The 21,480-nt window shown below is 41.7% G+C and carries 20 protein-coding genes and 3 rRNA genes; 20 read left to right on the top strand and 3 right to left on the bottom strand.

The genetic code is table 11. The features are described 5' to 3' along the window. From VRHSUH09_RS01940 to VRHSUH09_RS10540, 5 genes are all read left to right on the top strand, one after another. Positions 1 to 85: ribosomal RNA gene (locus tag VRHSUH09_RS01940) — 16S ribosomal RNA — on the top strand; the annotation flags it as partial. Positions 86 to 441: 356 nt separating this feature from the next. Then, a 23S ribosomal RNA gene (locus VRHSUH09_RS01945) occupies positions 442 to 3,376 on the top strand. A gap of 77 nt (positions 3,377 to 3,453) precedes the next feature. After that, positions 3,454 to 3,570: ribosomal RNA gene (rrf, locus tag VRHSUH09_RS01950) — 5S ribosomal RNA — on the top strand. 498 nt (positions 3,571 to 4,068) lie between these two features. Next, a complete protein-coding gene (locus tag VRHSUH09_RS10535) occupies positions 4,069 to 4,458 on the top strand; it encodes a pirin family protein (RefSeq protein ID WP_245875976.1) in 390 nt (129 codons plus the stop codon). Between the two features lie 69 nt (positions 4,459 to 4,527). Then, positions 4,528 to 4,959 (top strand): pirin-like C-terminal cupin domain-containing protein, encoded by a 432-nt coding sequence (locus tag VRHSUH09_RS10540; RefSeq protein WP_245875977.1) that lies wholly within the window; start codon positions 4,528 to 4,530, stop codon positions 4,957 to 4,959. Positions 4,960 to 5,031: 72 nt separating this feature from the next. Here VRHSUH09_RS10540 and VRHSUH09_RS01960 read toward each other — a convergent pair whose 3' ends face one another. Continuing rightward, positions 5,032 to 5,307: a helix-turn-helix domain-containing protein gene (locus VRHSUH09_RS01960; protein ID WP_009352030.1), complete on the bottom strand. Its 276-nt coding sequence runs from the start codon at positions 5,305 to 5,307 to the stop codon at positions 5,032 to 5,034. Then, positions 5,294 to 5,659 carry a type II toxin-antitoxin system RelE/ParE family toxin gene (locus tag VRHSUH09_RS01965; protein ID WP_054748583.1) on the bottom strand — a complete coding sequence of 122 codons (366 nt, stop codon included), beginning with the start codon at positions 5,657 to 5,659 and terminating at the stop codon, positions 5,294 to 5,296. Before VRHSUH09_RS01965 ends, VRHSUH09_RS01960 begins: the two co-directional genes overlap by 14 nt. 434 nt (positions 5,660 to 6,093) lie before the next feature. Between VRHSUH09_RS01965 and VRHSUH09_RS01970 the strand changes: the two genes are divergently transcribed. The 6 genes from VRHSUH09_RS01970 (at position 6,094) to VRHSUH09_RS01995 (ending at position 12,465) form a co-directional block, all read left to right on the top strand. After that, entirely contained in the window at positions 6,094 to 6,459 is a 366-nt protein-coding gene (locus VRHSUH09_RS01970; RefSeq protein WP_054748581.1) for a CGGC domain-containing protein, read from the top strand. A 317-nt stretch (positions 6,460 to 6,776) separates the two neighbouring features. Next, positions 6,777 to 7,961 (top strand): M48 family metallopeptidase, encoded by a 1,185-nt coding sequence (locus VRHSUH09_RS01975; protein ID WP_105081223.1) that lies wholly within the window; start codon positions 6,777 to 6,779, stop codon positions 7,959 to 7,961. 240 nt (positions 7,962 to 8,201) lie between these two features. Next, a complete protein-coding gene (locus tag VRHSUH09_RS01980; RefSeq protein WP_105081224.1) occupies positions 8,202 to 9,284 on the top strand; it encodes an ABC transporter substrate-binding protein in 1,083 nt (360 codons plus the stop codon). A gap of 123 nt (positions 9,285 to 9,407) precedes the next feature. Then, a complete protein-coding gene (locus VRHSUH09_RS01985) occupies positions 9,408 to 10,358 on the top strand; it encodes an ABC transporter substrate-binding protein (protein ID WP_054748579.1) in 951 nt (316 codons plus the stop codon). A gap of 383 nt (positions 10,359 to 10,741) precedes the next feature. Continuing rightward, positions 10,742 to 12,058, top strand: a complete 1,317-nt coding sequence (locus VRHSUH09_RS01990) for a pyridoxal phosphate-dependent aminotransferase (RefSeq protein ID WP_054748577.1) — start codon at positions 10,742 to 10,744, stop codon at positions 12,056 to 12,058. 125 nt (positions 12,059 to 12,183) lie between these two features. Then, a complete protein-coding gene (locus VRHSUH09_RS01995; protein ID WP_245875978.1) occupies positions 12,184 to 12,465 on the top strand; it encodes a type II toxin-antitoxin system Phd/YefM family antitoxin in 282 nt (93 codons plus the stop codon). 60 nt (positions 12,466 to 12,525) lie between these two features. On the opposite strand, the gene VRHSUH09_RS02000 is transcribed toward VRHSUH09_RS01995, so the two are convergent. Continuing rightward, a complete protein-coding gene (locus tag VRHSUH09_RS02000; RefSeq protein WP_054748574.1) occupies positions 12,526 to 12,987 on the bottom strand; it encodes an ArsR/SmtB family transcription factor in 462 nt (153 codons plus the stop codon). Positions 12,988 to 13,375: 388 nt separating this feature from the next. On the opposite strand from VRHSUH09_RS02000, the gene VRHSUH09_RS02005 reads away from it, so the two are divergent. The 9 genes from VRHSUH09_RS02005 (at position 13,376) to VRHSUH09_RS02045 (ending at position 21,429) form a co-directional block, all read left to right on the top strand. Further along, the gene (locus VRHSUH09_RS02005) at positions 13,376 to 14,683 is read left to right on the top strand and encodes an FAD-dependent oxidoreductase (protein ID WP_105081225.1); all 1,308 of its coding nucleotides are present in this window, start codon (positions 13,376 to 13,378) and stop codon (positions 14,681 to 14,683) included. Continuing rightward, entirely contained in the window at positions 14,680 to 14,958 is a 279-nt protein-coding gene (locus VRHSUH09_RS02010; protein ID WP_105081226.1) for a ferredoxin family protein, read from the top strand. Before VRHSUH09_RS02005 ends, VRHSUH09_RS02010 begins: the two co-directional genes overlap by 4 nt. A gap of 4 nt (positions 14,959 to 14,962) precedes the next feature. Continuing rightward, a complete protein-coding gene (locus VRHSUH09_RS02015) occupies positions 14,963 to 15,949 on the top strand; it encodes an electron transfer flavoprotein subunit beta/FixA family protein (RefSeq protein WP_054748569.1) in 987 nt (328 codons plus the stop codon). Further along, positions 15,949 to 16,950: an electron transfer flavoprotein subunit alpha/FixB family protein gene (locus VRHSUH09_RS02020; protein ID WP_009352014.1), complete on the top strand. Its 1,002-nt coding sequence runs from the start codon at positions 15,949 to 15,951 to the stop codon at positions 16,948 to 16,950. The genes VRHSUH09_RS02015 and VRHSUH09_RS02020 overlap by 1 nt, the downstream gene beginning before the upstream one ends. A gap of 311 nt (positions 16,951 to 17,261) precedes the next feature. Continuing rightward, complete coding sequence (locus tag VRHSUH09_RS02025; RefSeq protein WP_054748567.1) at positions 17,262 to 18,020, top strand: SDR family NAD(P)-dependent oxidoreductase; 759 nt, start codon at positions 17,262 to 17,264, stop codon at positions 18,018 to 18,020. Positions 18,021 to 18,210: 190 nt separating this feature from the next. After that, on the top strand, positions 18,211 to 18,813 hold the full coding sequence (locus VRHSUH09_RS02030) for a hypothetical protein (RefSeq protein ID WP_105081227.1): 603 nt from the start codon (positions 18,211 to 18,213) through the stop codon (positions 18,811 to 18,813). A 46-nt stretch (positions 18,814 to 18,859) separates the two neighbouring features. Then, a complete protein-coding gene (locus VRHSUH09_RS02035; protein WP_054748564.1) occupies positions 18,860 to 19,444 on the top strand; it encodes a hypothetical protein in 585 nt (194 codons plus the stop codon). Between the two features lie 232 nt (positions 19,445 to 19,676). Next, positions 19,677 to 20,627, top strand: coding sequence for an ABC transporter permease (locus VRHSUH09_RS02040; RefSeq protein WP_105081236.1), 951 nt, complete (start codon positions 19,677 to 19,679; stop codon positions 20,625 to 20,627). Next, a complete protein-coding gene (locus tag VRHSUH09_RS02045) occupies positions 20,620 to 21,429 on the top strand; it encodes an ABC transporter permease (protein WP_105081228.1) in 810 nt (269 codons plus the stop codon). The genes VRHSUH09_RS02040 and VRHSUH09_RS02045 overlap by 8 nt, the downstream gene beginning before the upstream one ends. The last annotated feature ends 51 nt before the right edge of the window (positions 21,430 to 21,480 follow it).

The following is a 21,480-nucleotide window of genomic DNA, read 5'->3' on the forward strand; positions in this document are numbered from 1 at the left end:
CCAGCCGTCTAAGGTAAAGTCGATGATTGGGGTGAAGTCGTAACAAGGTAGCCGTATCGGAAGGTGCGGCTGGATCACCTCCTTTCTAGGGAGACATACACCAGGCCGAGAGCTTGGATGTCACTTAGGTCGACACTTTGGTCAGTAAGTAGACGTAGCATATGCGCTAGCTGTACTTACAACCTAACATTGTTCGGTTTTGAGAGATCTGTAAAGACTCTCAAACATAAATGAATATGTCGCAAGATGTAGTCAGTTATTGTTCTTTGAAAACTGCATAGAAGATAATTATATATATTTGTAAGGTCATCTCTTAGAATTTCTAAGTAGGTTGACCCGAGCACATAGGAAATAATTCTCTGACTTAATGGTGACGTACATGTAAAATGTACGGCTACAAAATAAACGACAATGTATCTAATGCATGTCAATGAAATCTTAAGTAAAGATTTTAAGGGCGTACGGTGGATGCCTTGGCGATATCAGCCGAAGAAGGACGCGGTAAGCTGCGATAAGCTACGGAGAGGTGCAAGCAACCTTTGACCCGTAGATTTCCGAATGGGGGAACCCGGCAGTGGTTATGCACTGTCACCCATAGCTTAGACTATGAGGAGGGCACCTGGGGAACTGAAACATCTAATTACCCAGAGGAAAAGTAATCAAACGAGATTTTCTTAGTAGCGGCGAGCGAACGGGAAAGAGGCCAAACCGGAGCGGGCAACCGCACCGGGGTTGAGGACAGTCATCAAGTGTAAATGAGGTAGAAGAATCGAGCTGGAAAGCTCAGCCGAAGAAGGTGAAAGCCCTGTAATCGAAACCTTGCATACATGGGACTGTATCCAGAGTACCACGAGACACGTGAAACCTTGTGGGAAGCAGGGGGGACCACCCTCCAAGCCAAAATACTGATATCGACCGATAGCGCATAGTACCGTGAGGGAAAGGTGAAAAGAACCCCTGGCGGGGAGTGAAAGAGAACCTGAAACCGTATGTCTACAAACAGTCGAAGTCTGTATATATATCAGGACGACGGCGTGCCTATTGAAGAATGAACCGACGAGTTACTGTTGCTAGCGAGGTTAAGTGGAAAACATGGAGCCGCAGCGAAAGCGAGTCTGAACAGGGCGTTCAGTTAGTAATAGTAGACCCGAAACCGTAGTGATCTATCCATGGCCAGGTTGAAGCACAGGTAAAATTGTGTGGAGGACCGAACTCGTGAGCGTTGAAAAGCTTTGGGATGAGTTGTGGATAGGGGTGAAATGCCAATCGAACACGGAGATAGCTGGTTCTCCCCGAAATAGCTTTAGGGCTAGCCTCGAGGTTGAGAGTATAGGCGGTAGAGCACTGATCGGGCTAGGGGCCATACCGGTTACCGAACCTAGTCAAACTACGAATGGCTATACTTATACTCGGGAGTCAGACAGTGAATGATAAGGTCCATTGTCAAGAGGGAAACAGCCCAGAACACCGACTAAGGTCCCAAATGTTACACTAAGTGGCGAAGGATGTGGAGTTTCCAAAACAACCAGGATGTTGGCTTAGAAGCAGCCACCATTTAAAGAGTGCGTAATAGCTCACTGGTCGAGAGACTCTGCGCCGAAGATGTCCGGGGCTAAAGTGTAAAACCGAAGTCGTGTCATATGCAGCAATGTATATGGGTAGGGGAGCGTTCTCATCGGGCTGAAGCAGTACCGTAAGGAGTTGTGGACTGATGAGAAGTGAGAATGTCGGTATGAGTAGCGAAAAGAATGGTGAGAATCCATTCCACCGAAAGCCTAAGGGTTCCTGAGCAACGATCGTCGTCTCAGGGTAAGTCGGGACCTAAGCCGAGGCGGAAAAGCGTAGGCGATGGACAACAGGTTGAAATTCCTGTACCGGTGTGAATCGTTTGATCGATGGAGTGACACAGTAAGGTAGGTCAGCACGCGATTGGAAGTGCGTGTTTAAGCAGGTAGGTTGAGCTATAGGCAAATCCGTAGCTCTAAAAGCTGAGATGTGATGACGAGTTACTAGCAATAGTAACGAAGTGATTGATCCTACACTGTCGAGAAAAGCTTCTAGGTAGAGACACATCGCCCGTACCAAAACCGACACAGGTAGGCGGGGAGAGAATCCTAAGGTGCGCGGGAAAACCCTCGTTAAGGAACTCGGCAAAATGCCTCCGTAACTTCGGGAAAAGGAGGACTCATGTAGTGTGAAGAGCAGCAACGCATGGAGCATGAATGAGTGGCACAAGAGAGGCGCAAGCGACTGTTTACCACAAACACAGGTGCCTGCTAAAGCGAAAGCTGACGTATAGGTGCTGACACCTGCCCGGTGCTGGAAGGTTAAGAGGAGGGGTTAGACTTCGGTCGAAGCTCTGAATTGAAGCCCCAGTAAACGGCGGCCGTAACTATAACGGTCCTAAGGTAGCGAAATTCCTTGTCGGGTAAGTTCCGACCCGCACGAAAGGTGTAACGACTTGCGCACTGTCTCAACGAGGGACCCGGTGAAATTGAAGTACCTGTGAAGATGCAGGTTACCCGCGACTGGACAGAAAGACCCCATGGAGCTTTACTGCAACCTAAGATTGAACTTAGTTAATGAATGTACAGGATAGGTGGGAGACGTAGAATCTAGGACGCCAGTTTTAGAGGAGTCACTGTTGGGATACCACCCTTTCATTAATTGATTTCTAACGGGCCGAGTAACGACCGGCCGGACAGTCTTAGGCGGGCAGTTTGACTGGGGCGGTCGCCTCCTAAAGAGTAACGGAGGCGCCCAAAGGTTCCCTCAGAGCGGACGGAAATCGCTCGAAGAGTGTAAAGGCAGAAGGGAGCTTGACTGCGAGACGGACAGGTCGAGCAGGGACGAAAGTCGGGCTTAGTGATCCGGTGGTGCCGAGTGGAAGGGCCATCGCTCAACGGATAAAAGCTACCCTGGGGATAACAGGCTAATCTCTCCCAAGAGTCCATATCGACGGGGAGGTTTGGCACCTCGATGTCGGCTCATCACATCCTGGGGCTGAAGTAGGTCCCAAGGGTTCGGCTGTTCGCCGATTAAAGTGGTACGTGAGCTGGGTTCAGAACGTCGTGAGACAGTTCGGTCCCTATCCATCGCGGGCGCAAGAAACTTGAAGGGGGCTGCTCCTAGTACGAGAGGACCGGAGTGGACGAACCGCTGGTGTACCAATTATCCTGCCAAGGGTACAGTTGGGTAGCTACGTTCGGGACGGATAAACGCTGAAAGCATCTAAGCGTGAAACCAGCCTTGAGATGAGGTTTCTCATAGCATAAGCTAGTAAGATCCCATGTAGACGACATGGTTGATAGGCCAGGTGTGGAAGAGCCGTGAGGTTTGGAGCTGACTGGTACTAATAGATCGAGGGCTTTACTTAAACAAAAACATTAAGCAGAAATGTGCAAACAAATATATATACTTCTATGTGGTTTTCAGAGTACAAACTCTGACAGATTCAGTGGCGATGGCTATGAGGATCCACCTGTTCCCATCTCGAACACAGTAGTTAAGCTCATAAACGCCGAAAGTACTTGGCTGGAGACGGCCTGGGAGGATAGGAAGCCGCTGATTGCTTAAAGGCACACCTGAGGGTGTGTCTTTTTTTGTTGTATGGCTTCCTATCCTCCCAGGGTACCTGGTGAGCAGGGCAGTAGAAGATGGAGAAGCGAAGCGACGACAGATTCACTGCATCGCTTAGTTCGGAGCGTAAGATGGACATGTAGCGAAGCTACATAAGGCCATCCACAGCGACGAACACCCAGTATCCTGGAGGGAAGAACCGTACATAAGAACTCGCTGATTGACGAAATAGAGGGTCAACCCTAAAGGGTTGGCCCTCTATTTTTGTGCTCTAACGAGCACAGCTTTCATACCTACTAGAGCCGTCTCCAGCCAAGGTTGTACAAGTATTATCTATGGATAGTAATTTTTGGGACTATGTAAATTACTATTCTAATAGCCCACCCTTGACATATCGAAAAAAATAAATATAATAGTATTAAGATATATGAGCAATCATTCATATATAATACAACTATTATGAATCCTGTTCGATTAAGAGGTGATAGAATGAATCCTGTAAGAACAATTGAAAGAATTATTAAAGCTCCTGATATTCATTGGGTAGGCAATGGATTTAGAGTACGTCAGTACTTCCCTGATGGCGATAAGTCACCTATGCTTGATCGTATGTCTCCATTTTTGTTACTCGACTATAACGAGCCATATTATTTTGAGGCCAGTCCTTTTGATACAGGTGTCACTCCACATCCCCATAAAGGCTTTGAAACGGTAACATTTTCTTTTTCCGGCTCCATTGAACATAAAGATGCAGCTGGTAATAGTGGTGTTATTCACTCTGGTGATGTGCAATGGATGACTGCAGCCAGTGGTGTTTTGCACAAAGAATCTCATGAAAAAGAATATGCAAAGCGGGGACGTTTGTTCCATGCTTTATAATTATGGGTAAATCTACCTGAACGTCATAAAAACGATGCACCTGCATATCAATATATACCTGCTACTACAATGGGGCGGTATCAATCTCTTGATGAAACAATTGATGCCATCGTTTACACAGGTGCTTTCAGACATATAACAGGTCCTGCTAAATCCCATACACCGATGAATATTTACAAATTAAAACTTCAACCTAATTCATGGATCTCTATTTCTGAGAATATGACTTGGAATACAGGCTTCCTTGTGCTTAATGGTACAGGCAGTGCCAATGGTGAAAGCATAGAATCTGGAGACTTTGTACTTTTCAACAATGATGGAGAGCGCTTTGAGGTAGAGTCTGGTGATGAAGGTCTTGAAATCTTCGTTCTCGCTGGAGAACCACTTAATGAACCAGTGGTAAAACAAGGGCCATATGTTATGACAAATAAAACAGAGCTTCTCCTCGCTTATGGGGAATACATAAACGGTAAATTTGGCCGCGAAGAAGATATTATGTAATACGTAAACCTTACGCTACAAGAAAAGATACACCCCCTATAAGTCACGTTAACTAGCTTATAGGGGGTCTTCTTATACTAAACTTATCTTTACTTGTTTATCTAAAGCAAATGCAATCTTACAGAGAGTACTAATACTTGTATTTGCACCTTGTTCTATTCTTGCAATTGTGGATTGAGGGACACCAGATTTTTCAGCTAAATCACGTTGTGTTAAACCGGCTGCTTCACGAGCTTTTGCAATAACTATAGCACTTTCTAGATTAGCCGATTCTTTTTCAAATCTGGCTTTAAACTTTGGATCTTTTAATTGTTCTTTCAGAAAATCGTCAAATTTAATTGTTGGCATAATATTCCTCCTCAAACTCGCGCCTAATTTGTTTGGCATGAATTATCTCTCTTTTAGGTGTTTTCTGCGTTTTCTTAGTAAATCCATGTGTAATAATATATCTATTATTAATTACATGAAAGTATAATGCCCTTTGAATACTATTAGGACATTTAAGACGGATTTCATATAGATTTTTATCCACTTTCTTTACCCACTGCATATATTGAGCAACTAACAATCCTGAATCCTGGATTTTATGTATTAATGAAAACATTTTATCCGAATCAGATTCAGTAAGTGATTCTAAAAATTCTAGAAATTCATTATGTCCATTAGGTCTTGTATAGAACTCAAACTTAGGTTTCTCCATCCCAATCCTTCTTTCTTCTATGATAGCATATATGCGTTCAAACCTCAATTTTAAAGTGATTGCTTATCCAAATTCTTATCTTTACTATATAGATATGAGGGTAATCTTTTGTAGCTTAAAGAAATAATGAGCATAATTCTTTAGGCTTGTAATCACTATTCAAGTCTTAAAGTATTTAACTATCCTTAAGGGTCTATAAATAGGAGAAATCAAGTTATATCATTTATTGTTATGACTTTCACTAGACTCATTTGAATCGTTGCTTATTTAATTTGATGGTGCAGGTAAAAGAAGAGATTAGGAACCCAAAATTTTATGATTGTGTCCTCAATTTACCTATCTATAATTAGCATTAATGAGCGTGCTTTAAGATACGTTTTTTTCTTATAGATATGGTATACTTAAGGTCATACTATATTTTCATAGGAGGTCTTATGACTAAGAAAATTGCGGTTCTCGTGAATGAGGATACAATGCAGCGCTGTTCTTGTGGCGGTTGCTTAAAAGCATTTATGAATAAAGCAGATTCCTTTGAGCGTTATGCAGATGAGGATATTGAGTTGGTAGGTTTCACCCATAGTGGTGGCGATCTTGCCAAGAAAATCGAGTCTTTCAAGAAAAAAGGTGTTACTACAGTTCATCTTTCTACGTGTACTCGTGGCAAGAATGAAAATTATGAAAGCATCGCAGAGCAGTGCGCTGAGGCGGGCTTTGATGTTGTGGGCTATACCCATGGTGCTGCTGTTTCTAAAGATGGTAAAGAAGCCGTTGTGCTTTCAGCAAAACCAGTAGAAGAATAGAACTATTAATCTGTTAGTATAGATAGTATCAATAGAACAATTATTATATATGGTAAAGGAATAGAATAATTATTATATAAAGTAAAAGAATAGAGCAATTATTATATTTAGTAAAAAGTTCGTATTAGGGCTTTGTACTAATAAATATATGATTAATTGTTCCACTATTCATTTTGTATTTACGCTAAACATATAAGATAGGGTTAGTGTGCAAATACTGTGATTGAGAGTATGAAGATGTTGTTACAATACGTAACATACTATTGTTAGTAGTATCTATATATTGAGAGAATTGAGTAATATGAGAGGTTAATAGAATGAACAAGAAACTTACAGCGGCTACGTTATCTGTCGCTATGGTGGTGACTATGACACCGGCAATCATGCAAACAGCTCCTGTACAAGCTGCATCTAGCGCAGTACAATCATTAGCTGGTGGCGCTATTGCTATGGCTTACGTATCTACTGCTTTAAATAAAATGGATAATTCTGAGCAAGGCCAAAAAGAAAGCTTGGCTCGTACAAAAGAAAAAACAGGTTATTTGAACGATAGTGCAGCTCAAGAACGTGTAAATCGCATTATGAAAACGTTAGAGGCTACGCCGAGTGTAAAACGTTCTTACGTTGTATATGCTAACCCTGATGAGGAGTTCAATGCCTTTGCAACGCTTGGCCGTGTTATGTCTATCAACAAAGGTGCTTTAGATACGCTTGATGATGATCAATTGGCGTACGTAATGGCCCATGAAATTGCACATGGTGAGCACAAAGATATTATCAATGGCGCTAAAAAACAAATTGGCTTATCTACCGCGGTAGGCATCGCTGCGGGTGGTAGCGAAGGGGCTGCCATTTTATCCAACGTAGCAGGTAACTACTTGTCTAACCAAGTGTTTACAATGAGCCAAGAAAAAGCAGCCGATGAGTTGGGCTTCCAAATCTTAAGCGAATCTCCTTACAATGTGGGCGGTGCAGCCGGTTCTATGCTTGTACTTCGCAATAAAGTAGGGGAACACTATCGTGAAGGGCTTTCACAAGTAGTGGCGCCTAATAACCATCCTAAGTTAACAGATCGGGTGAATAATAATATTGATCGCATGTACACATACTCTGGAAACCACGTAAACGTGTCTAAAGGCGTTGTTTATGTAAATGGTGATAATATCTATACTCCAGCTGCTAGTGGACGCTATACAGGGGAAGAACGCGCTTTCTACATGGCCGGCAAATTAGCTCGCATGTACCACAACAATCAAGTGACACCAGGTTCTGCATCTTATAATGGTGGCACAGTAACCGTTGCGGGCCAAAACATCGTCACTACGCCAAATGCAGATGTAGCATTACAAGTGGCGACAAACCTTAACAATGCTTTTGTGAAACCTGCAGGGGCTGCCGTTAATGGTAAAAAGCCAGCTAAGGTTAAACAGGAAAAACCTAAAAAGATAAAAGAAAATAAAAAAGCAAAAGACAATAAAAAAGCAGATAAAGCTAAAAAATAATAGTGTTTAAAGCTAAATTAATAATGTTTAATGCTAAAAATAAGCAGGCATACAGCGTGACTGTAGGCTGTGTAGAAGGATAATCTAAATAAGACAGATTATCCTTCATATATTATAAATACAAGAGGACTGAGCTAAAGCTTGGTCCTCTTTCTTGTATAGACCGCATACAATAGATACTGTATACTAAAGCTATAAATATTCGGTTAATCGTAAGTTGCAGATGAGAGAGGGGCGCTTATGAATCAAAAGAGAAGCATTTTTGGAGCCTTAAAATGGATTATGTTCAATTATATATTTTTAGGCATTCTTATACTCATTGGCCTATTTATCGCTTTGGCTCCAGATTTGTTGGGCGATGTGATACCGCGACATGGCACTGTAGGTAAATTATTAACGTCTCTGAATGAACGGAAGATTGAGGATAGTCAACATACAGTGATGACTATCCCTGATTATGTACGTCGCGTCGTTACTATAGGTGAAAGTACGGTAGATATTATGGGCGCTATTGGTGGAGAGCCCTATATCGTGGCTACAGATGGATCTCCTTATTCCGGTTCTACTCATGTTAATGGCCGTGTAGAGTTAACAGTAGACTCCATTAAATCCTACGAACCAGACGTGGTCGTAGCGCCAGATTCTACACCTCCTAGCCTTGTGTCGTCCTTGCGCGCTGCAGGCATACCTGTCTTTGTGTATACGAAAAAAGATAGCTTTAATGATATTATTTTAGCCACTAAAACAATAGGAAAGATTTTCAAGGATGAAGATTCCGAACGTGAGTTTATTGTATCTAGACGTAACGTTAAGAAACTTGTAGAGCCTCACGAAAAGGATAAGAAACCCGTTATTGCTTTATATAATAGCTCTCACGGCGTATATCGGTCGGGTATCATTCGGGATATGATTGAACAGGTGCACGGTATTGATGGAGCAGGAAACCTTGTGATAACAGAAAGTGGCAAGGATATTAATATGTTATCTGATGTTTGGTGGTACCGAGATCATAAAACGACGGTAGATATGAACCAATCTATGGGGACAAAAGCCGATTTGATTCGCATTAATCCAGATGTTATTTTTGTGCCTACCCGTTTTATCGATAAACTACCAGATTACAAGCAAGATATTGATGCCATTATGAACGATCCAGACCTACAAAATGTAACGGCTGTTAAAAAAGGCTATGTCTATCCAGTTCAGGAACTATTTGTGATGAGCTATTCCTGGAAAGCTTTCATGGCCATGGAACAAATGGCAAAATGGCTCTATGGTCCTAGTACCTATGAGGGCATCGTTAAATATAAGAGTGAGCCATGATGAATAGTAGGCTATCTATATAGTTATATGATTTATGGTGAAAGTAGTTTGTTGAGTTAATGCATAGCAGAGTCTATATGTAATCGTGTTGCATATAGATCTGACAGTCTATGAGGAGAGAGTATGCAATTAAAGCGTTTATTAATAGTATTAGCCATCTTCTGTGGCGTTTTGGTCGTAGCCATTATGGGCATGTACAAGTCTTGGAATGCTTTCACAAGCGGTGGCATTTTTGGTATGTTGAGCTCAAAGGGCATTTATAAAATGGTGGACGGTACCAGCGAGACGGTCATACTCGATCACAAGGCGGAACGCATCGTAGCCGTTGGTCCCAATGCAGCGGACCTTGCGTCTGAACTAGCTGGTGACTCGGTGGTGGCTAGTACTGCGGCGCCGTATCAATCGTCTAATGGCGTAAAGCAGCGGGTAGCCCTTGATATGAAAGCTATCGCTGCATTAAAACCAGATATTGTAATTGTAGAGGACGATGATGGTACCACAGATCTCGTTAGGCCACTGCGTGAGGCAGGCGTAAAGGTAGCACTTCTTAGAGCGCCTAAGACGGTAAAAGAGGTAGAGGATCAAACGCGCAGTGTAGGACAGTTGTTAGGCCGTGCTGATAAAGCTGAATCCCTCATTACGACGATGATGAACTACATCCGCGATACAGAGTCCTTGCGATTTGCTCGCCGTGATGACCCGAAAAAGACCGTTGCTGTTTATAATGAAAATGGCTTATATGGGGCGCCAGACACAATGATTCAAGACATGTTGAAATATGTAAATGTAGACAATGCCGCGACTAAGGCAGGCGTAAAATGGTCCTACATGGGTAAAAAGGATGATCTTATCAAGGTCGATCCCGATGTGATTATTGTACCCGCAGATGTGAAAGCTGCAGGATTTAACCGTGATGCGGTACTTAATAGCTACTATAATGATCCGGCTCTTAAAAACGTTAAGGCCATTAAGAACAAAAAGGTCGTTATTATATCTAATGAAGCCATGATGGCTAAGACATACCATATTGGCCGCGGCATATATAACATGGCGCAATTCGTATATGAACGTTAATATATTAATATGGTAGATGGATGTATACCTTTATAGACTATTAATAGTTATATACCGTATAATAATCATCATTCTGAAAGAGCCTTTCGTTAGGCTCTTTCATTTTTACATTAATTTATCGTGGTATAGTAGTACAACACTATGAGAGTTATTTTCAATAGTCAATAAATTAGGCATATGTACATAAGTATGTGTTATAAAACTATAGATTTTCTATAGTAAAAGCTCTATAATATTATGTATCTATATATATCTATGTAATTGTTTTTGATTTTGCTTTGTGATGTATCAGTTATTTACTTGTATAGTAGGTGTTTTGTTACTTTCACAGTTATCAAAACCTCCTTGTTGAGGAGGTTTATTTTTAGAGGAGTTGGATCGAAATGAAACAACCAGAATTGTCGCCGTATATGATGGCTCGCAAGCCGTCTGGCATTCGCTTAGGACAAATTAAATTCTTGGAACGTAAGAACCCGCCTATCTTGGTGAATGGTTCTATTGGTAATGTAATGCGTCCTATGCATCCCGCCATGCAGCGTAGGTTGTTCAATTTGGGCGGTGTGAATAGCCCGTTCCATAATGGCATCGTGCCATACGTACCAACTACGGGGACTGATGAATGTCGCGAAGCATTCCTTCACATTTTACGTAGCCAAGGTTTTGATACAACTGGTCTTGATGTACTCGTAACAGACGGTGCATCCATGGCGATGGAAATCATCATGCTTGGCGTATGTGGTGGTGCAGGCGAAGAGGAACGCCCTCTTTTGATGTTCAACCCATCTTATACAAACTATGATGCGGTAGGCCTTCGCATTGGCCGTAAAACAGTTACTGTTGAGCGTGAGCTTAATGAAGATGGCGAGTTTGAATTACCATCCGTTGAAACTGTAGAGCAACGCATTATCGATACAAAACCGGGCGCATTGCTCATCATTCCTTACGATAACCCAACTGGTCAATTATTCAGTAAGGAAACATTGATTGAATATACTAAACTATGTGTTAAACATAATTTGTGGATTATCTCTGACGAAGCATACCGTGAATTGGCTTATGAAAAAGGGAAAGAAACATCTAGTATCTGGGCTTTAACCGATAAAGATGTGCCTGGTATCGAAGGTCGCCGTATCAGTCTTGAAACGGCAAGTAAGGTTTGGAATGCCTGTGGCCTACGCATTGGTGCCATCATTACCGATAATAAATTGTGCTACGAAAAATCTGTTGCTGAATATACAGCAAACCTTAGTGCTAACACATTGGGCCAATATATCTTTGGCGCGTTGAAGCACGAGTCCTACGCACAATTACACAACTGGTATGAGCAACAACGCGATTACTACCGTCAAATGATCTTTGAACTTCACCAAGGTTTCAAAGAGGTAGAGCCGGACTTTATCGTATCTCGTCCTGAAGCGTCTATCTACTTTGTCATCGACGTACGCAAGGTGGCTAAACCTGGCTTTGATGGTGTAGAGTTTGCCTCTTGGTGTGCCGAACACGGAGCAGTCAGCCTCGATGATGGCCAAGAATACACACTTCTCATGGCACCGCTCAATGGTTTCTACAGCGGTAAAAAAGGCGATGATAACCCAGGTAAGACACAATTGCGCATATCCTTCTGTGAAAATCCAGACTTATTACGCTTGGCGCCTGAATTGTTATCTAAACTATTTAGAGCTTACGAAGCACAACGCTAACAATCAGAAATATAATCATAATATAAAGAGCCCTCCAGTTGGAGGGCTTTATTACTTGAATTGTTAATTAATATAATACTATTAGTAAATTCAATAAAATAATGATAGAATTATGATATAAGGAGGTGTATATATTGATTAATATTAGACCTGTATCAGACTTGCGTAATAAATTTCCGGAAGTTGAAGAAATCGTTATTACCACAAATTCTCCTGTATTTTTAACTAAGAATGGATATGGAACTATGGTGTTAATGAGTATTGAACAATATTCAGCATTAACAGATCCTATTGAGTACGCCTTGGATGAAGCTGATTCTGCAGCAAAAGAAAGCAAAATTCGATACTCTGGTGCCGATGTATTTCGTCGCATAAGGGAGCGGGTTAAAATAAAAAAGAAGCTATAAGACTAGATGTTATAGCTTCTTTTTGTTTTATCCCTAGGTAGGATACATAGGGAAGGAGAATTATTTTCCTTTTTCTTCATGATGTGGTCCCTTAGTATGCAATTCGGCTGCGAGCTGCTCGCTAGGCATAGAGCTTTCCTCTGTTGTTGGATACGAAGTGTCTTCTAAGATAACCGTTTCTAACAGTCTGTCAACCTGATCAGACTGAATCGATACTTCTTTATTGTACCATTCACCAAAATCGCGAATTACCTTTTCGTTACGACGGAAGTAGGTATATTGGTCGATTTTACGAGATTCTACAAGTTCCGCATTTTCTAAGATGCTCATAAATGTAGAAATAGACGATTGAGATACACCGCAGCGTTTTTGGATACTCTTAACGCTTACACTGTTAGGAAAATCGATAAGAGTTTTAGAGTGTACTTGTACACCAAATTCTTGCTCTGGGCGTTTTAGCCACAATATAATATCTAACCGATGCGGATTGGATAATGCTTTCAAGATTCTTAACGGGTCCATAGGGCCTCCTCTTACTTAAAAAATAACGAGTTCCTAACCTTGACCGTGGACTTGCATTATGCGGTCGTATTATACGCGTCTTGCTCCGTATAGGGTTTTTCCTACTTTTATCATACGCTACTTTCACTGTGAAAGCTAGAAAAACTTATAAATTTCACGAATTGATGAATTTTATTGCACTTAATTAAAAATCTTAGTGTGAAATAGTATGAGCTTATAATGATTATATATACATCCTATAGAGTGTTATATAGCATAATTTCGTAAAATATAGAATATATTTATTTTTTTGCCGATTTTTTTAAAGGTGTTTTACCTCTTCGTAGAGAATATATATATACTGTATGAACTTATGTAAGTTAAGCTTTCATTTAAAGGAGCTGAGTATATGGCAATTGATCGTAATGAAACATTTGATGTCATCGTCGTTGGTGCAGGTCCAGCGGGCTCTGCGGCGGCATTGCGTCTCGCAGAACAACGGGCGAAAGTACTACTTATCGAACGTGGCACCGCACCAGGCGCTAAAAATATGATGGGTGGACGTATCTACACACATTCTTTAGAACGTCTTGTACCGGACTTTAGAGAACGTGCACCATTGGAACGTAAAGTGACAAAAGAACGTATTTCTATTGGCACTGGCAATGAAATGACTACTATTGAGTATAGTAATCAAGATGGGAAGCCTAATGAGGAATCCTACGTAGTATTGCGTGCTAAATTTGATAAATGGCTCGCAGGTGAGGCTGAGAAAAAAGGTGCTCTCCTCGTATCTAACGTACAAGTTACAGACCTTATCACTGAAGGTGAAGGCAAGAACCGTCGCGTTGTAGGCGTTCGCTGTCATGATGATGAAGTGTATGCAAAACTAGTTGTTATCGCAGAAGGTTCCAATACATTGTTATTGGAAAAAGCTGGTTTAACAGGCCCTACAGATCCAAGTACTATGGCTGTAGGCGTTAAAGAAGTATATAAACTTAAGAAAGATGATCTTGAAAATCGCCTCATGCTATCTGGTGATGAAGGTATGGCATGGCTTACATTGGGAGATATGACTGACGGCTTATTAGGCGGTGGCTTTATTTATACTAATAAAGAAAGCCTTTCCGTAGGTATGGTTGTAGGTCTTGAAGATATCGGCAAAGCTAATAAATCTGTAGACGAAATGCTTTCAGCTTTCACAAGTCATCCAAGAATTGCACCATTGTTGAAAAATGGTCAATTGAAAGAACATAGTGCTCATCTAGTACCAGAAGGTGGTTATAAAGCAATGCCACAATTGGGCGGCAATGGTTATATTATCGTTGGCGATGCAGCGCGTATGTGTATGAACCTTGGTTATACTATTCGTGGGATGGACCTTGCCATCGAATCCGGCATGTGTGCCGCAGCTGCTGCTAACGTGGCATTGCGCGACGAAAATATGGAACGCATTGCTAGTCTATATGAACGTGAAATCAAAAATTCTTGGTTGCATAAAGACTTGAAATTGTATAAAAACATGCCTGACTTCCTTGCATCCAATCCTCGTATATTCAAGGAATATCCAGCTCTCGTGAATAATGTGATGCGCGATGTATTCACTGTAAACGGTGACGGTGCTGTTCCGATGTTGAAAAAATTAATGGGTCGCGTTGGTGACGTTGGCCTTGTAACCTTGATTCGTGATGCATTGAAAGGGGTGCGTTCCCTATGAAATTAGAAGAGCGCTTGGGCGCCAATAAATATTATGTAGATGAAACGTCTCCTCATATCCTTGTGGATGGCGCTGGCTTCAGCCGCGAAGAGAAAATGAAACTCGTCAATGGCTGCCCTGCTGGTCTATATACATTACAAGAAAATGGCGATTTGGCCTTTGACTTCGCTGGTTGTTTAGAGTGCGGTACTTGCCGTGTTCTCTGTGGCGAAACTATCGTAAAAACTTGGAAATATCCGCGTAACGCTAAGGGCGTAGAATTTAGACAGGGGTGAGTGTATGGAGTTATTAGTATGTGTCAAACAGGTTCCAGATACATCTGAGATTAAACTGGATCCGGAAACGAATAATCTCATCCGCACAGGCTTGCCTAGTATTGTAAACCCTGACGATATGCATGCGTTAGAGGCAGCTCTTGCGGTAAAAGACGAACATGAAGGTAGCCGTGTAACGGTATTGGCGATGGGTCCTCCTCAAGCTGAGGATGCTCTTCGCGAATGTTTATCTCTCGGCGCTGATGATGCGGTACTTGTTACAGACCGCGCTTTCGGTGGCGCTGATACATTGGCTACAAGTTATACTATTGCATCTGCTATCCGTCATATTCAAAAGACAATGAATCGTCAATTTGAAATCATTTTCTGCGGTAAGCAGGCTATCGATGGCGATACTGCACAAGTAGGCCCTCAAATTGCAGAAGAACTCGGTATGGCGCAAGCAACGTATGCTTGTAAATTTGCTGTAGATACAGCGGCTCAAAAAGCAACTGTAACACGGGAGCACGAAAATGGTTACGAAATCGTAGAAGTGCCATTGCCAGTATTAGTAACGGCTACAGCTGAGCTTAACGAGCCACGTCAACCAGGTCTCTGGAGCTCTATTTACGCGAAACGTTATGAAATTTCCCATATTACATTGCGTGATATGCCTAATATTGATGAAAGCCGTATCGGCCTTAACGGTTCCCCTACGCGCGTTCGTAAGGTATACCAACCACCTCTTCGCGGTAAAGTTGAAATGCTTCCAAATGTTGAAGAAGGTTCTAAAAAGGTTCTCGAGTTGGCGTACAATATTAAGCCAGAAAAATTTGCTCATCTATTAGTTCCAAGCGACGCACCTGTTGCGGCTGAGGAACCTAATGATGAAGGTGTTGATGTTAAAGATCCTGCACAACGGGCTGCCACTGTTGAAAGTGTGTCCGCCAGCGATTTTAAAGCGGTAGCTGCCGCTCAAGGTGATGAAGGTTCCAAAGGAGGTGACCGGTAATGGGTGTGACAAATTTTGATGATTATAAAGACGTCTTTGTCGTAGCCGATACCATCGATGATGTGGTGCATCCGGTTACTTATGAATTGATTGGCCAAGCTCGCCGTATCGCTAAGGAATTGGGCCAACTCGTTCAAGTTATGTTACTTGGCGAACATGTTCAATCCGAAGCAGAAGAACTCGTAGCACATGGTGCTGATATTGTTCACGTTTTTGAAAGCCCTCTTTTGAAATACTATACAACTGATGGCTATACAAAAGTATTAACTGACTTCTTCAAAGATCATAAGCCTAATGTAATTTTAATCGGCGCTACTAACAATGGTCGTGACTTGGCACCTCGTATGTCTGGTCGCATGCAAAACGGCGTAGTAGCAGACTGTACAATCTTGACTGTAGATACTGCAGAAGGCCTTGTAGAATGGACTCGTCCTGCTTTGGGCGGCAACATCTTGGCGGAAATCATTTCTCCAAACCATCGTCCACAAATGGGCTCTGTACGTCCTAACGTATTTAAAAGACCAGAGCGTATTGCAGATAGCTGGGGCCGTATTCAAGTTGAACAATTCGACCTTAAACCTGAAGACATTCGTATGAAGCGTCTTGACTTCATTCCATTCGGCAAAGATGGTTACAATATCCAAGAAGCAGATATCATCGTAGCTGGTGGTCGCGGCATGGGTTCTAAAGAAAACTTTGATAAACTTTACGAACTTGCTGAAGCTATTGGCGGCGTAGTAGGTGCTACACGTCCACTCGTTGAAAAAGGCTGGATTGAATTGCCATACCAAGTAGGCCAAACAGGTAAAACTGTAAGCCCTAAACTATACTTGGCATTCGGTATTTCCGGTGCTATCCAACACGTGAGCGGCATCTCCGGTGCTGACACAATCGTGGCTATTAACAACGATCCAAACGCAGAAATCTTCCAACATGCTAACTATGGCATCGTAGGGGATTGCATGGAAGTGTTAAATGATATGTTGGCGCATCTGAAATAAAAGCTAGCGTATTTGAGCTCTACTAATCAAATTAAATAAAACAATAGGGATACCTATCCTCAGCCTTCATGGGTACGCGTAGCGCCCAAGGCGGCTTCGAATAGGTATCCCTATTTGCTTTCTAGCTGTAGTAGAGCTCAAATATTTTCGTCTTACATACAGATGCGCCAATATGTCATTTGGAGGAGTGGGGAGGCATCTATGTATACAATATTTCCATCGTTTATAGGTAGTAGGGTAGCGTTTTTTGATTTTCATAATGGTATAATGAACTTGATAGAATAAAACGGATTGATAATAAGGAGGCTTTTATGGCTCGTAATGTTTTTGTCACTGGTGCAACGTCTGGTATTGGTCTTTGTATTGCTGAGGCTTATGCAAAGCATGGCGATAATGTGTTGATTTCTGGTCGTCGTGCTGAGTTATTGGGCGAGGTACAGGCTCGTTTATCTAAGGAATATGGAGTGCGTGTTGAGACTTTAGTTCTTGATGTGCGTAGTCGCGAGGGTGTGGAAAGTAAGGTTCCTGCTGCTATTGAGGCTTTTGGTGGCGTCGATGTGCTCGTTAATAATGCGGGTCTTGCACAAGGGCTTGATCCTTTCCAAGATAGTGCTGTTGATGATGCGGTGACTATGATTGATACCAATGTGAAAGGCCTTTTATATGTAACAAAAGCAGTACTACCTTTTATGATTGATAAAAATGAAGGTCATATTGTAAATATGGGCTCCACTGCAGGCATTTATGCATATCCTAATGGTGCAGTGTACTGCGCTACAAAGGCGGCGGTAAAGACATTAAGCGATGGCATTCGCATGGATACCATAGCTACAGATATTAAGGTTACTACCATTCAACCAGGCATCGTAGAAACTCCATTTAGTGAAGTACGATTCCACGGTGATGCGGAACGAGCTAAATCTGTATATGCTGGTATTGAGGCTGTTCAACCAGAAGACGTGGCCGATGTTGTATTATATGTTACTAACCAACCTAAACGCTTACAAATCTCTGATGTGACAATCATGGCAAACCAACAAGCGGCAGGCTTTATGGTACATAAGAAATAGCTTAATACTTGATGTTTTGGGTAAAAGTAACTAGTCATATCATAGTTGATAAATGATTTTATTTACCTATATTAATAAAAATCGATATATTATGAATATTACTTGAATTCCCCAATTATTTAGGATATACTTATTAAGCATATTTTAATAAATATAATTTTACAAAATGTATTTTGTGGAGCATATTATTATGACCTCACTACTAAAGAAATCTTTTTTGATGGCGTTAGCTTGCATCTGTATAGGTACCTATGGAGTTGTTAAGGGTCAAGATGCTATGGATGCACAAACTAAAGTTTCTGGCCCCTTAGAAATGTCTGTTGAAGCAGCTGTTCCTGGCGTTGTTATGCCAAGTCCTGTACATGTGTTTACCACTGTAGAAGCAGCGTCTGAATATATAGGGTTTAGACCTCAGATGCCAAAGCTATTGCCTGTAGGCTTTAATATTCAATCTGTCATTACTATTGAGAAAGATATTTTACAAGTTGTGTACGTGTATGAACCCGGTATAGATCCGTACGTAAATAAAGCCGGTGGTGCTCTTATTTTTTATCGTACATCTACTAAATTAAAAGGTGATATCAGCGATGACCATAAGATTCATAAGGTTATAGAAACTGAAAGTGTAGATGGTACAAAGGTTACTTTCAAAGGTGGTAAGAAAATGGTTTATCTTGCATCGTGGATGAAAGATGGACAAAATCACTCTTTAGAATTTCAGCGTCCCGTTACACGAGATGTGGCGAAGGCTATTATCCGTAATATTGTTGAAGAAAAATCACATACAAAATAAATGTGTTTTTAATAATTTTTATGTTACGCGAAGGGAGATTATACCCATGGTCAAAAAATTTGTATTACTAGCAGTTGCGTGTGCTTGTGTAGGTTCTTACACTGTTGCTGGTGCACAAGGTACTTTAGATGTAAAACCAGATCCAGCTAAACCTGTAGTTGCAGAACAGGCAGCTCCAATGGTGGGTATGCCAAGCCCAATTCATGAATTCGCTACTATTGATGAAGCCGCTAAATACATGAATATTATGCCTCAATTGCCTAAAGTGTTACCTGTAGGCTATAATATTGAGTCTGTAAGCACAATCAATAAAGATGTTTTGCAAGTTGTGTATGTTTACCAAGCTGGTGAGGATGCAACGCGGAACCAAGCGGCAGGCAAACGTATCATTTATCGCGTAGCTAATGCAACAGGTGATATCAGTGGTAATTATAACGATTATCGCGTTACAGCTACAGAAAAGGTAAACGGTACAAAGGTTACTTTCAAAGGTGGCGAAAAAATGGTATACCTCGCTGGTTGGACAAAAGATGGTCAAAACCATGCGATGTACTTTGAACGTCCTGTAACTCGCGACATGGCGAAGGCTATTATTGCTAACACTGTAGCACCTAAAGCACATACAAAATAATATAACAGTCCAGCCTAGTGGGATAGGCATGCGAGCTGTGGTGAAGCACTCGCATGGACACTGTAAGGGTTATATAAGAAGCGGCTCCTCTCATGAGGGGCCGTTTTAGTTTTGGTATGCAAAAATTTCATAATGAAAATCATTCTGATATAGCTATACGGATATATAGAAATGAGAATAAATGTTATAATATAAACAGGGCTATTTTGTGATAAAGAAGGCAGGTGATGTGTTGTATCGATTAATATTGCAACGTTTAGCAAGTATTGTAGGTATTTTATTGGTGGTTACTATCGGTACATTTGTATTGATAAAATTATCTCCTATCGACCCTGTGTCGATGAAGTATAATCTTTTAGGGGCTACTCCTGATCCCGTTGTGGTTGCACAGATACGAGAGCAGTTAGGGCTCAATGATCCTTGGTGGCAGCAATACTTACGTTGGTTAGGTCAAATTGTACAAGGAGACTTTGGTGAGTCTATTCTGTATGCTTTGCCAGTGGCTACGATTTTAGGTGGTGCCTTACCGAATACATTAGGTCTTGTATCGTTAGCACTTGTTATAGGTATCGCTGTAACTGTCCCTCTTGGTATATTAGCTGCAAAATATCAGGATTCTTGGGTGGATCATGGTATCCGTTTAGTTACGTTTTTAGCTTTAGCTATCCCGGGTTTTTGGGTAGGCCTACTGCTATTGTATCTATTCGGTGTCAAATTACAGCTCGTATCTGTGACCAATACAAAGGGCTTTGCTGCCTATGTATTGCCTGCAGTTACCCTTGCTTTGTGGATCTGTGGTCTCTACATTCGTCGATTGCGCAATGCCATTTTGGAAGTATCTCGTCAGCCTTTTGTGCAAGGGGCTCGCGCTTTGGGGCTACCTGAGTGGATGGTGTATACCCGTTATATCTTCCCCCATGTAGGCCTTATGTTATTGCCCATGATGGGGGTAACGATGGGTGCCATGCTAGGTGGATCTGCTGTTATTGAAATGGTATTCGCCATAAAAGGCTTTGGTTACATGATGGTGCAAGGCATTATGGCTCGCGATTATGTTTTGATGCAAGGCTACATTATTTGGATTACTATGGTGTTCATCGTGATTAATATTATTATCGATGTTTTGAGTATTTGGCTAAATCCAAAACGAAGAGCCGCTATAAAAGGAGGCTCCTATGAATAGACGAAAGCCTTACACTTTATATGCTATGTTGGTATTAGCAGCTCTATGGATTGTATTTTTCCTATGTGCTCCTTATATAGCACCATTTGATCCGGAGACGACTAGTGTGGCAGACCGCTTACAAGACATAAGCAGTACTCACTTATTAGGTACTGATCAGTTAGGGCGAGATGTTTGGTCTCGCATCCTCTATGGCGGTAAAGCTTCGTTAGGCATTGCTTTCACCATTATCGGTATCAGTGGTGCTATCGGTATCGTTATTGGCGGATTGGCAGGATTCTCTACACCGCGTATCGACCGTTGGTTATCTCGCTTAATTGATTTGGTACTAGGGTTTCCGAATATGGTTATTGCCATTGCTTTCATCGGTATTATGGGGCCAAGCATTACGAATGTCATCCTGTCCCTGTGCATTACTAAATGGGCAGAATATGCCCGTATCACGAGAGGCCTCGTACAGATTGAACGCCATGCAGAGTATATTACCTTTGCTCGCATGTCGGGTGCTTCGAACCTACGAATCCTGAGTCGATATATTTTGCCGAATGTATTGCCTCCATTATTAATTGTTATTATTCAACATCTAGGGGAGACTATCATCTTGGTAGCGAGTTTCTCACTTATCGGCATCGGTGTACAACCGCCAGATCCAGAGTGGGGCGCTATTTTGTTGAGCTCCCGAGATTTTCTACAAACGGCGCCGTGGCTGTTAATTTATCCAGGGCTCGCCATTTTTATTACTGTTGTTTTATTTAACTATATTGGCGATGCGTTGCGCGATGCTCTCGATGTATCTCGCTAACCGCGCTGTGTATAGATGTTTATGTTGAAAGCCTTTTTCACAGAGGCGATG

It is taken from the genome of Veillonella rogosae JCM 15642 (assembly GCF_002959775.1).
Taxonomy (GTDB): domain Bacteria; phylum Bacillota; class Negativicutes; order Veillonellales; family Veillonellaceae; genus Veillonella; species Veillonella rogosae.